The following is a 12,658-nucleotide window of genomic DNA, read 5'->3' as shown; positions in this document are numbered from 1 at the left end:
TGCGATCATCTCCTCTTCCGCACTACCCATGTCGTCATGCAGCGATAATCCTGCACAATTGTGGTCTTCAGGGGATCGACCAGGAGCCCGTTCATCTGCTCGGTCATTCGCAGCAGGACCGGCTCGTCCACTAGAAACCACTCGGAACCATCTCCGATCCGATAGATATTCCGCCGCACGCGCTCGAAGTCCATACCGATCCTGGACCCCAGGCGGCAGAAGAGCATCCCGCCGGGGCGGAGCACGCGCCACAGTTCCTGCACCATGGCGAGAAAATGCTCCTCATCGCGTGCGAAATGCAGCACCGAGTTGCAGAGGACCACATCCGCAAACCCATCAGGGAAGTTCATCTTCTCAATCGCGCGCACCTGGAAGTTCTCAGCCGGAAGGTCTGGAGCCAGCTCGGCGGCCAACGCACGCACATGCTGCACCGCCGCCGGATCTGCATCCAGCGCGAAGACTTCAGTTCCCTCCCGCAGCAGATGCACCAGGTTTCGTCCGTACCCGCACCCCGCATCCAGAACGCGCATCCCCGGCCCGATATTGCCGCGCAGGATCTGATCGAAGACGTAGATGTCGATCTGCCCGAACTGCTCCTGAACGCTAAGCGCGCTCTCGCGAGGCTCTGTCACTAAATCTTCCCCGGCACTTTGCTCTTCAGACGCTCCACCACGTTTGGGGGCACCAGCGAGGTTACATCTCCGCCAAGGTGAAACACTCCCTTAATCAGCCGCGAACTGACATAGGTGTACTTCTCCGCAGGCATCATGAACAGCGTCTCCAACTCGGGATCGAGCTTGCGGTTCATCATGGCCATCTGGAACTCATACTCGTAGTCGGAGATGGCGCGAATGCCGCGCAGAACGGCCTTCGCTCCCTGCGAGCGGGCAAAATCCACCAACAGGCCGTCGAACGTAGCCACCGACACATTGCCAAGGCCCAGCGTGGATTCGCGAATCATCTCTTCACGCTCGGGAACAGTAAAGAGCGGCGTCCCTTTTTCCGAGTTGCGCAGGATCGCGACAACCAGTTCGTCGACGATTTTGGCGCCGCGCGCGATCAGGTCGAGGTGGCCGTTGGTCAGAGGATCGAAGGTGCCCGGATAGATTGCCTTAGTGTGCATCGCACAGTGAGGATACCGCTTTCATCTCAACCTACCCAAATATTGTCATCTCGACCGGAGCATGATGGTTTTATCGTCATGCGTAGCGGAGAGACCTGCAGGTTGTCCGAGCAGGCACGATTGCCCGCCAGGCAAGCTGCAGGTCTTGACGCAAAGCGCGCCACGAACATTTGCATCGCGCTCTGCAACATGTAGGTCTCTCCACTACGGCGGCAAAGAACGCCGCCTCCGGTCGAGATGACAAAGTAGGGGTGGCTCAGCTTCTCCGAACACCGTTGAAGAAATAGGCCTACCGCCCCTTCAAGAGCTCCCGGGCGATCACGATACGCTGAATCTCGCTGGTTCCCTCGCCAATGGTGCAAAGCTTCACGTCGCGATAGAACTTCTCTGCCGGGTAGTCCTTGATGAAGCCGTAGCCACCGTGAATCTGCACGCCTTCGTCGCAGATGCGGCAGGCGGCCTCACTAGCGTAGAGCTTGGCCATCGCGGCTTCCATGGTTACCTTCTGCCCGGCGTCTTTGATCCGAGCGGCGCGCATGGTCAACAGCCATGCGGCGTCGAGCTGTGTGGCCATGTCCGCGAGCTTGAACTGGATCGCCTGGAACTCGCTGATGGCCTTGCCGAACTGACGGCGCTGCTGCGCATACTTCGTCGCGGCATCGAGAGCCCCACGTGCCATGCCCAGCGAGAGCGCGGCGATGGAGATGCGGCCGCCGTCGAGTACACGCATCGCATCCTTGAAGCCTTCACCCAGCTTGCCAACGAGGTTCTCTTCGGGAATCAGGCAGTTCTCGAAGATCAGCTCCGCCGTGTCGCTGGCGCGGAGGCCGAGCTTGTTCTCTTTCTTTCCCGGACGGAAGCCTTTGGTTCCCTTCTCGACAAGAAACGCCGAGATGCCGCCGTGCGTCGCCTTCTCTTTGTCGGTAATCGCGAGCACCAGCGCGCAGTCGGCGTAGGTGCCGTTGGTGATGAAGGTCTTCGAACCGTTCAGCAGCCAGCCGCCATCGACCTTGACGGCCGTCGTGCGCATGCCGCCCGCATCGGAGCCTGAACCCGGCTCGGTGAGCCCCCAGGCGCCGAGCCACTCGCCGCTGGCGAGCTTGGTCACCCAGCGTTTGCGCTGTTCATCGTTGCCACCCAGCATGATGTGGTTGGTGCATAGCGAGTTGTGCGAAGCCACGATGATGCCGATGCTGCCATCGACCCGCGAAAGCTCCTCGATCGCCAGCACATACTCCACGTACCCCATGCCCGAGCCGCCGAACTCCTCTGGGAAGATGACGCCCATCAGGCCCATCTCACCGAGCTTTTTCACCACCGCGTGCGGGAACTCGCTCTTCTCGTCCCACTCCGAGACATGCGGCGCGATCTCGCGCTCCGCGAACGCACGCACCTCACGCCGAAGTTGCACCTGCTCTTCGTTCAGTCCAAAATCCAACCCAGATACCGCCACAAAAACCCTCCATTCAGAAAACTCACTACCCTACCACAGTCGTGCCTCCAAAGGTTTTTGCCTGGATCCCGGTCCGATTTTCGGCCAGCGGTGTCTATTTCCTGAGTTGAAGATTTTTATTGCAAGATCTCCCAGAGGCCTCGTTCTATCAGCAGCGGAGTTTCAGCTCCAGCATGTTTCAGCAAAGGAAACCCATGCGCGCGTCCTCACTTAGCACCGTCCTCGCACTCCAACTTGGGCTGTTTTCAACGTTTGTCTTCGCCCAGAAGAGCTCAAGCCCACATCCTCCTGCAGCTTCGGCGGCTACAGAACACAATATCGATCTGCCCGTCACCCATGTTTCGCTGTACAAGAACGGCGTCGGGTTCTTCGAGCACACGGGCCACGTGACTGGCAATGCCGAGGTCACCATCAACTTCACCACCACCCAACTCAACGACGTGCTGCAATCGCTGACCGCCATCGACCTGAATGGCGGGCGCATCTCCGGCGCGGACTATAACTCAACCACGCCTTTGGAGCAGCAGCTCAAGAACCTGCCACTTGCGCTCGGCACCGACGCAACCGCTGCCGATTTCTACTCGGCGATTCGTGGCGCTCGCATTGCAGTGAGTTCCGCCGGCACTTCCATCACAGGCCGGCTGCTTTCGATCGAGATTCGCAGCGTTCCAGAAAAGGGTGACAATGATTCGCGACCCTCCATCGACCACTACTTCCTTACCGTTGTCTCCGACAGCGGCGAAGTTCGCACGGTCGAACTAACCTCCACCAGCAGTGTTCACCTGCTCGACACGGCGCTGCATCAAGACGTCAGCCGCTATCTCGAGCTTCTCGCCGGCAATCGCTCGCAGGGTCTTCGCCACCTCACACTCGACGACCATGGCGCCGGAACGCGCGAACTGCATGTGAGCTACATCTCGGAAGTTCCGATATGGAAGTCGACGTACCGCATCCTGTTTACGGACTCCGCGAACGCAGCCGCCACGCAAACCGCGACCCTACAAGGCTGGGCGGTCGTGGACAACACCGTCGGGACCGATTGGGTGAACGTGCAACTCTCGTTGATCGCAGGTTCGCCGCAGAGCTTTATCCAACCGCTGTCCGATCCTATCTACTCGCGGCGTCCGGAGATCCCTATTGCGCAGGAGGCACAGCTTACGCCGCAGACCTTCGACAGCAGCATAGAAGAAGACAAGGTGACGGCATTGCCATCGCAAGGTCGTAGGGCCACAAGGTCCATGCTTGCCGCGGGAATAGCTGGTGGGTTTGGAAGTGGGGCAGCGGGCGGCATTATGGCTGGAGCTGTAGCGGCTGCTCCGCCCGCACCACCGCCGCCTTCGTATGAAGAAGCTGCCGAAGCCTCGGTCGAGCCACAGGCCAAGGCCGCCGCCTTTGACGACTTCTTCGAGTACAAGCTCAGCGAACCCATCACGATTCGCAAGAACGAGTCTGCGCTCGTGCCCATCCTGCAAGCCAAGGTCGATGCCGACCGCGTCACGCTGGTTTCCTCTAATGGCAACAACGTCTCGCAGCCGCTACGCGCGCTCTGGATCACCAATACGAGCGGACTGACGCTCGATCGAGGCAGCTTTTCGATCGTCGAGAACGGCAACTTCGGAGGCGAAGGTCTGCTCGACCCGATCCATGCCGGGGAGAAGCGCCTGCTCTCCTACGCCGCCGACCAGGCCGTGCATGTGACCACGGAGAGCCAGCTGAACTCCAACCACATCACGCGTATCAGTGCTTCCAAGGGTGTTTTGAATATTCATCGCGCTGATGTCAGCGAGATCACCTACGTCATCCACAACTCGGCCGCCGACCGGCGCACGGTTGTGCTGGAACACCCGGTCGTCAAAGGCTTCACGCTGGACTCTGATCCCAAGCCCACGGAGACGACGCCGACCGTCTATCGCTTCCGCGTGGAGGCAGGGCCGGGAGAGACCGTGCGTCTGCATGTCGGCGGCAAACATGAGGGATACACCGCATATCACCTCACACACTCGGACGACGATCAGCTCACCATGATCCTGAACTCTACCGACCACAATCCGGCCCTGGAACAGGCACTGCAGCCGATCCTGGAGGCTCGCCGCCAGGTGGCCGACACGCAGACGGCCGTCGACCAGACGAATGGGAAGCTCACGGCGCTACACAACGATGAGGAGCGCCAGCGGGCGAACATCACAGCGCTTCAAAACGCCGACAAAGGCTCACGCGATCGCTTCGTCGGCGATTTGAACAAGACCGAGGATGCTATTGCCTCGGGCCAGAAGGAGCTGGCGACGCGTACGGCGGCACTGGATACGGCGAAAGCTGAGCTTGCCAACCGCATTGAGGCTTTTCAGATTCAGGAGACGCTGTAAAGAACGGTTGGACAGCTACGAGCAAAGAGCCTTGACGCAAAGTGCGCAAAGAAAAGAGCCAAGTTTCGCCACGGCAGCCGTGGCGAAACTTGGCTCACTTTGCGTACTTTGCGTCAAAGTTTTTACGCTGCCAGTGCCTGCTCCAGATCCGCGATGATGTCCTCTACCTCTTCGATGCCGACCGAGATCCGCATCAGCCCGTCGGTGATGCCGAGCTTCGCACGCCCCTCCGCACCTACCGCCGCATGCGTCATCGTTGCCGGATGGCATATCAGCGTCTCGACGCCACCGAGCGACTCGGCGAGGTAGCAGAGCTTCAGCCGCGTCGCAAAGGCATTGGCATTCTCCAGCGAGCCGAGTTCGAAGGACAGCATGGAGCCAAAACCGCGTTGCTGCCGCTTCGCCAACTCATGCTGCGGATGCGTCGCGAGGCCGGGATAGAACACCTTGTCCGCGCCGAGCTTCTTGACCAGGAACTCCGCGACGGCGCGGCCGCTGATGTCGTGCTGCTTCATGCGAACGGCCAGCGTCTTCACGCCGCGCAGCAGCAGGTAGCTATCAAACGGAGAGAGGATTCCGCCGGTGCACTTCTGCACAAAGCGGAAACGCTCCGCATGCTCCGGCTTGGTGCAGACCAACACGCCGCCGAGTCCGTCCGAGTGGCCGTTGAGAAACTTCGTCGTCGAGTGCATCACGATGTCCGCACCCAGCTCGATGGGCTGCTGCAGATAGGGTGACAGGAAGGTATTGTCGACGCTCAACTCAACGCCCTTTGCGTGGCATATCTCAGCCACCGCGCGAATGTCCGTGACGGACATCATTGGATTGGTCGGCGTTTCTATGTGGACGAGCTTCGTCTCAGGACGGATCGCGGCACGCACATTCTCAGCGTTGCTGGTATCGACGTAGGTGAAGGTCAGGCCATAGTGCACAAGGATCTTGTCGAAGAGTCTCGACGTACCGCCGTACACGTTGTCCGAACAGACGACGTGATCGCCGGACTTCATCATGGTGCAGAGCGCCGTGATCGCCGCCATACCCGAGCCAAAACAGTGAGCCGAGGTGCCGCCTTCGAGCGAGCACAGGCTTTCTTCGAGGGCGTCGCGCGTGGGATTGGTCAGCCGCGCGTACTCGTGGCCCTTGTTCTTGCCGATCGCCTCCTGCTGATAGGTCGAGGTCAGGTAGATCGGTACGTTGACCGCGCCGGTCAGTGGATCGGGCTGCTGTCCATCGTGGATGGCGCGTGTGGCAAAGCCGTGTTTTGGTTCGGACATGGGTCTTCTTTCTCGGCGGGCCAGAAAGCGCGCACGTCACCATGGTATCGAACCGTTCCATCGAAACCCTGAAAAGCTTTAACGCAGAGGGCGCGGAGGTCTCGCGGAGGCCGCCACGGATACCGTTGCGACCACCGCGAAACCTCCGCGCCCTCTGCGTTAAAAGTTGTTGCTTTAAGCCTGGGGCTTGGGGGTAAAGAGTACGAAGTTTGCGGAAGCTGTTGCCCAATCCTGCAGCAGCCGCGCTCCCAGAACGCTCTTCGTACGCTGTACATGCTCTTCGATCAGCGTCCGCAGAGCGGCCTGTTGCGCCGGTTCGGTCTGGCCGAACTCCTGCGCTTCGAGGAACTCCGTGTGATAGCGAACGTCGCTAATCATGGTCTGCGCGTCGTCCAGTACCCACGCCGTGCCGCCGGTCATGCCCGCGCCAAAGTTAATGCCAACTCCGCCGAGGACCACTACCTGCCCGCCGGTCATGTACTCGCAGGCATGGTCACCCACGCCTTCGATGACGGCCGTCACGCCGGAGTTGCGCACGGCAAAACGCTCGCCCGCACGGCCCGCAGCCAGCAGCTTGCCCGCTGTGGCGCCGTAGAGTGCGACGTTGCCCAGCAACACGTGCTCGTCGCTGCGTTCGGCGGCGCGGCCAACGGCGCGCATCACTAGCTCGCCACCCGAGAGTCCCTTGCCGACGAAGTCGTTTGCCTGCCCTGTGAGCACGAGCTTCATGCCAGTCGCAGCAAACGCTCCGAACGACTGCCCTGCGGTGCCTTCGAGTTCAAAGGTCACGTCCGCCTCGTCGAGTTCGCCTTTGGCCCGCAGGACTGCCAGCTCACCCGCAAGCCTTGCACCAACCGCACGATGCTCATTGCAGATGGTCGCGCTCACCGAATAGGGCTTGCCCTCCCTTGCAGCTGCAATCGCGGGAGCCGTCCAGGGCTCATCCAGAGGATGGTCCTCGCCGGGCCGCACATTGCGTACGCCCGTCCAGCGCGTGGGGCCTTCGCCTACGGTAGAGAGCATCGGCGTGAGATCGAGGTTGCCGTCGAACCGTACCTGCTCCAGCAGATCGACGCGACCAATGGCGGCTTCGAGGCTCGGCAGGCCGAACTTCGCGAGCAGGCGCTGCAGGTCCGCAGAGAGCTGGCGGAAGAACTGAACGACGTGCTCCGGCTTGCCGCGGAACTTCGCGCGCAACTCGGGCTTCTGCGTCGCGATGCCCGTAGGACAGGTGTTCAGATGGCACTGCCGTGCCATATCGCAACCCAGTGCAACCAGCACAGCTGTACCGAACGCGTACTCATCCGCCCCCAGCAACGCCGCCACCAGCACATCGCGGGCCGTGGTGATGCCGCCATCGGTGCGCAGGCGAACGCGGTCGCGCATGCCGTTGGCGCGCAGCAACTGTTGCGCCTCGGCGAGCCCAAGCTCCCACGGATTGCCCGCGTACTTGATGCTCGACAACGCCGCCGCACCTGTTCCGCCGGTGTTTCCGGCGATCACGATGTAGTCCGCGTAGGCCTTTGCAACACCCGCAGCCACCGTACCCACACCACAGCTCGAGACCAGCTTGACGCCGACCGCAGCCTTCGGACTAACGCGCTTCAAATCATAGATAAGCTGCGCGAGGTCTTCGATGGAGTAGATGTCGTGATGCGGTGGAGGCGAGATGAGCGAAACTCCCGGCTGCGCGTGACGCAACCGTGCGATCAGCCCGGAGACCTTGTGTCCTGGAAGCTGTCCGCCCTCACCGGGCTTGGCTCCCTGAGCCACCTTGATCTCGATCTCTTCGGCGTGCGCGAGATACTCCGCCGTAACGCCAAAGCGTCCGGAGGCGATCTGTTTGATCTTGTTGTTCAGCGAGCCGTGGACGGCGGGAGCAGCTACCAGCTCCGCGACCGCTGCGCCGCCACCGTGATTGGAAGAAGCAGCCTGCATCGCGCCGCCGCCATCGGGGCCACCGAGCGGAGCGGCTCCTGCCGGCCGATAGACAGCGGGATCTTCCCCGCCCTCGCCCGTATTCGAGCGAGCGCCCAGCGAGTTCATCGCCTGGGTGATGGTCTGGTGGGCCTCCGGGCTCAGCGAGCCTAGCGACATGGCGCTTGCGATGAAGCGTTTGCAGAGGCTCTCAGGAGCTTCGACTTCGTCGAGCGTAAGCTCCGCCCCAGCGGGACGAATCTCCAGCAGGTCGCGCAGCGTAGCTGCCTCGGCGGAGTCCACATTGCGGCTAAAGATCGCGAACGCGCCGGCCGGATCAGTGCTGGCCGCAACGCCGCGAGCGCTGCCCACAACGGTCTGCAGGGCCTTAACGTTAGGCGGCTGCCACATGTGCGGCTCGGCCGAATCGGCCTTGCGAAAGCGCACCCAGCCAAAGTCAGGCAGGTCGGCAGCCGGTGCCGCTTCCGCAGCAGGCAGCCAGGTCAGACGCAGGCGGCGATCCAGCTCAGCAAAACCGATGCCCGACAGCGGCGCAGGGGTTCCGGGGAAGCAGCTATTGACCACGCTTAAGTGCAATCCGAGGATGTCGAATAGATGCGCGCTGCGGTAGCTATCCACCACCGAGATGCCCATCTTGGACATCACCTTGGCAAGGCCCGCATCCAGCGCCTTCAGCATCATCTTTTCGCCGTCGACGCCTTCAGGCTGCAGGCTCTTCGCCGTTTCAAGCGCCAGCCACGGGCAGACCACGCCCGCGCCATAGCCGATCAGCACCGCGGCGTGATGGATGTCTCGGCAGTCCCCTGCCTCCACCGCCAGTCCGCAGAGTGTGCGCAGGCCAGCGACGACGAGCGCCTCGTTCACTGCGCCGGTAGCCATCGCCATTGGAATGGGAAGTGCGCTGGCGCTGGAGCCACGGTCGGTCAGAAGAAGAAGCTTCGCCCCGGAACGCACAAGATCAACAGCCTGCCCGGTGAGGTCAGTGATCGCCTCCTCCAGAGTGATCTCCGGAGAGTACAGGCACGCGAGCTCTTTGAGCCGCAGAGCTTCAGGGTGCGGATATTGGCCCGCACGCAGGGCGGCAACCTGGCCTAACGACAGGAAAGGCGTGCTGAGCGAGATGCCCGGCAGCGGCGCGTTCTTATCCAGCATGTGCGGCCAGGGGCCGAGACGAGTGTGCAGCGAGACGACGATCGCCTCGCGCAGAGGATCGATCGCAGGGTTGGTGACCTGCGCAAACCGCTGCCGGAAGAACGCGTAGAGCGGCCGCGGCGAGCGTGCCAGGAAGGCCAGCGGCGTGTCGTCGCCCATGGACCACACGGCATCCTTGCCCGTTCCAGCCATGGGCTTCAGGATCATGTTGACGTCTTCTTTGGTGTATCCGAAACCGCGCTGCAATCCGGCCAGATCAGCACTTATCGCAGGCGCTTCGATCGGCTCGAGCGGCGTGTCTTCTACCAGTAGGGCGTAAGTCGCCTTGGCGTCGAACGCGTCCAGCATCTCTTCGTTGTGGTAAATCTTGTGCTCCGCCATATCAACGGCAATCATCTCGCCCGGTCCAAGGCGTCCGCTCTCGATGATCGTCCCCGGATCGAGATCGACCAGACCAGCCTCACTTCCCGCTACCAACAGCCCATCGCTCGTGATTGCGTATCGACAAGGCCGCAGACCATTGCGATCCAGCGCAGCGCCTACGACGACGCCATCGCTGAAAGAGATCGCAGCTGGTCCGTCCCACGGCTCGGCGCAATCATTGTGGTACTTCAGGAACGGATGCACGCGCTTCACGATCGCCGGCGGCAGCAACATGCGCACGCTCTCGGCGATGGTGCGTCCATTCTGCGAGAGCAGTTCAATCGTCTCGTCCAGCGACGTGGAATCCGTGCCGTCCTTGGTCAATACCGGCTTGCACTCTACCGGCAATGTGGAGTCGCGGGCATCCATGCGGGCGCGGTTGCCCCATACGGTATTGATCTCGCCGTTGTGTCCCAGCTTGCGGCCGGGTTGCGCACGATGCCATGTAGGCAGCGTGTTCGTCGCATAACGCTGATGAAAAACAGCAAAGTTCGTAATGTATTTTGGCGAAGCGAGATCGGGATAGAACTCGGGCAGCAGAAGGCCCATGCACATGGCCTTGTAGACCAGCGTCGTAGAGGAGAGCGAACAGACATAGCCGGTCACTTCGTTCAGTTCGACGGCACGCTCAAACTGCTTGCGTGCCAGATAGAGCCTGCGCTCCATGGGATCGGCGTCCGCATCTCTTGTAACGTCGGCAACCAGCACCTGACGGATCTTCGGCATGGTGCTCAGGGCGATCGCGCCCAGCACTTCAGGACGCGTTGGAACATCGCGCCAGGCCAATATGCCCAGGCCCTGCGAGGCCAGGCAGCTCTCGATGACAGACTCAGCCCGCGTCTCTTCCGGCGGGAGGAACAGCATGCCGACACCCAGCAGAGCGGAGTCATTCAACTCAACGCCGGTCGCACTCAACAAAAGCTCGCGCGGCACGCCGGACATAAGTCCAATACCATCACTGCTTGCGCCATCTGCAGCCACCGCGCCACGATGCGCCAGGCGCGACAAGGCAGTCAGGGCGTCCTGCAAAATCTTGTGGTCCGCCTTGCCAAGAGCAGAGGCAACAAAGCCAACACCGCAGGAGTCGTGGTCGAAACGAGCATCAATCAGCGAGCTTGCCACCATGCTGGTGGAGCTTTGCGGAGACTGCTCTTCTTGGACGCGCTCGCTGGGAGCACGCCCTTGTCGTTCTGAAAAGACTAAGGCCATAGTTCAATATACGTCCGTAAACTCACCAGAGGAAAGTTTGGAAGTTTCTCCACAAGTAATTTTGTGCGTCGCGGGGTAGCGCCTTGACGCGAGACCTATGTATATTTATACATAGTGTTTGGATTTTTATGCAGTGTGCGTGGCGGATTTCCGGTCACGCATTTCTCTGCTTAAAAATTCGGCGGAAAAGAAGGCATATTGCATGAAAAACCAACGGCACAGCGCGATCAAAGACCTCCTGGTGAAGACCTCTGTCACCAACCAGGATGAGCTGCGGCGCAAACTGGCCGGCAAAGGCATTCATGTAACGCAGGCGACATTGTCGCGCGACATCCGCGAGATGAAGCTGATGAAGGGGCCCAGCGGCTACGCTCTGCCCAATAACGGCGGGGACGAGGATGACGACCTTCCCATGCTGGGAGACGTTCTGCAGAACTTCGGCCTCGAAGTTCGCCAGGCGCAAAACCTGCTGGTCGTCCTTACGACGACTGGCGGCGCGCAGCCTGTGGCCGCGGGGATGGACTATGAAGAGTGGGACGAAGTTGTCGGGACCATCGCCGGCGATAACACTGTATTGATCATCTGCGCCGATGCTCGTAAGGCAGAGATCTTGAAAAACCGAATCGAGGCGTACATTGCCTAAGCAAATTGCCAACACGCTGCGCACGGCGGTGGCCGGCGTCAGCGGATATGCCGGCGGCGAACTCGCGCGTCTGCTGCTCACCCATCCTCGTCTGCTCGTCACTCCCCCGCTCTTCCTCGGACGCATGGACGAAGCAGGGGGATTGTCTGTCGCGTTGACCAGCCTGCATCCGCAGCTCTCCAGTCTGCTGAACGCCGATAACCTCAGCGTCTCCCCTTTCGACTGGGACCAGTTGCAGCGCGAAGGTATCGAGCTGCTCTTCCTCGCCACACCGCACGAACAGGCGCGGGAGTGGGCGCCTATCGCGCTCGCGCACGGCATCAAGGTCGTCGACCTCAGCGCCGCATGGCGTTTGCAGGAGTCAAGCAACCGCGCCATCTACAAGCTTGAAGACTCCGACCCCGCCACCGCAGCATTGCTGCAGGCTGAGGCTATCTACGGCTCACCGGAGCTGCACGGCCCTGCGATCGCAGACGCCCGCCTGGTCGCGAACCCCGGCTGCTATGCGACCTCGATCATCCTCGCGCTGGCTCCCCTGCTGCGGGCGAACCTCGTCGATCTCGACTACGGCATCGTGTGCGACTCGAAGTCCGGCGTCAGCGGCGCGGGCAAAGGACCGACCGCGACAAACCAGTTCATGTATGCCGCGGACAACCTCTCGGCTTACGCCGTCTTTGGACATCGCCACATGGGAGAGATGCTGGAGCAGCTCGACCTGACGAACGATCAGATTCAGTTCACGCCACATCTGCTCCCGATCCCGCGCGGCATCCTGTCCACAATCTATGTGCGCCTGAATGAAGTGGGCAGCATCAAACGCATTCAGGACTGCTTCGACGAGTTCTACATCAGCAGCCCGATGGTCCGCGTTCGCCGCTCGCCGATGCTGCCGCAGATCCAACATGTGGTTCGCAATAACTTCTGCGATCTTGGATTTCAACTTGCACCCGACGGACGGCGTCTCATCGTCATCTCCTGTCTGGATAACCTATTGAAAGGCGCGGCCTCACAAGCCGTGCAGAACATGAACCTTATGGCCGGATGGCATGAGTCGGAAGGTCTTTTATGAAGAATTGGATG

8 protein-coding genes are annotated in these 12,658 nt (G+C 61.0%); 3 read left to right on the top strand and 5 right to left on the bottom strand.

What is annotated here, in order from left to right; translation table 11 throughout:
* Positions 1-5 precede the first annotated feature (5 nt).
* The 3 genes from GSQ91_RS13700 to GSQ91_RS13690 all read right to left on the bottom strand — a co-directional run bounded on the left by GSQ91_RS13700 (position 6) and on the right by GSQ91_RS13690 (position 2,561).
* Positions 6-632: a bifunctional 2-polyprenyl-6-hydroxyphenol methylase/3-demethylubiquinol 3-O-methyltransferase UbiG gene (locus tag GSQ91_RS13700; RefSeq protein WP_158822323.1), complete on the bottom strand. Its 627-nt coding sequence runs from the start codon at positions 630-632 to the stop codon at positions 6-8.
* Positions 632-1,123 (bottom strand): pantetheine-phosphate adenylyltransferase, encoded by a 492-nt coding sequence (gene coaD, locus GSQ91_RS13695; protein WP_158822322.1) that lies wholly within the window; start codon positions 1,121-1,123, stop codon positions 632-634. The genes GSQ91_RS13700 and coaD overlap by 1 nt, the downstream gene beginning before the upstream one ends.
* Before the next feature lie 289 nt (positions 1,124-1,412).
* The gene (locus tag GSQ91_RS13690) at positions 1,413-2,561 is read right to left on the bottom strand and encodes an acyl-CoA dehydrogenase (RefSeq protein WP_158822342.1); all 1,149 of its coding nucleotides are present in this window, start codon (positions 2,559-2,561) and stop codon (positions 1,413-1,415) included.
* A gap of 209 nt (positions 2,562-2,770) precedes the next feature.
* On the opposite strand from GSQ91_RS13690, the gene GSQ91_RS13685 reads away from it, so the two are divergent.
* A complete protein-coding gene (locus GSQ91_RS13685) occupies positions 2,771-4,939 on the top strand; it encodes a hypothetical protein (RefSeq protein ID WP_158822321.1) in 2,169 nt (722 codons plus the stop codon).
* Positions 4,940-5,061: 122 nt separating this feature from the next.
* On the opposite strand, the gene GSQ91_RS13680 is transcribed toward GSQ91_RS13685, so the two are convergent.
* Positions 5,062-6,213: a PLP-dependent aspartate aminotransferase family protein gene (locus GSQ91_RS13680; RefSeq protein WP_158822320.1), complete on the bottom strand. Its 1,152-nt coding sequence runs from the start codon at positions 6,211-6,213 to the stop codon at positions 5,062-5,064.
* A 174-nt stretch (positions 6,214-6,387) separates the two neighbouring features.
* Positions 6,388-10,935, bottom strand: coding sequence for a glutamate synthase-related protein (locus GSQ91_RS13675; protein ID WP_158822319.1), 4,548 nt, complete (start codon positions 10,933-10,935; stop codon positions 6,388-6,390).
* Positions 10,936-11,137: 202 nt separating this feature from the next.
* Here GSQ91_RS13675 and GSQ91_RS13670 point away from each other — a divergent pair, with 202 nt between their 5' ends.
* On the top strand, positions 11,138-11,578 hold the full coding sequence (locus tag GSQ91_RS13670) for an arginine repressor (RefSeq protein WP_158822318.1): 441 nt from the start codon (positions 11,138-11,140) through the stop codon (positions 11,576-11,578).
* Complete coding sequence (argC, locus tag GSQ91_RS13665; protein ID WP_158822317.1) at positions 11,571-12,647, top strand: N-acetyl-gamma-glutamyl-phosphate reductase; 1,077 nt, start codon at positions 11,571-11,573, stop codon at positions 12,645-12,647. Before GSQ91_RS13670 ends, argC begins: the two co-directional genes overlap by 8 nt.
* Positions 12,648-12,658: the final 11 nt, after the last annotated feature.

This window comes from Granulicella sp. S156 (assembly GCF_009766105.1).
Lineage (GTDB): Bacteria > Acidobacteriota > Terriglobia > Terriglobales > Acidobacteriaceae > Granulicella.
Note: the sequence above shows the minus strand (reverse complement) of the source record. Positions and strands in the feature narration are given on the sequence as shown.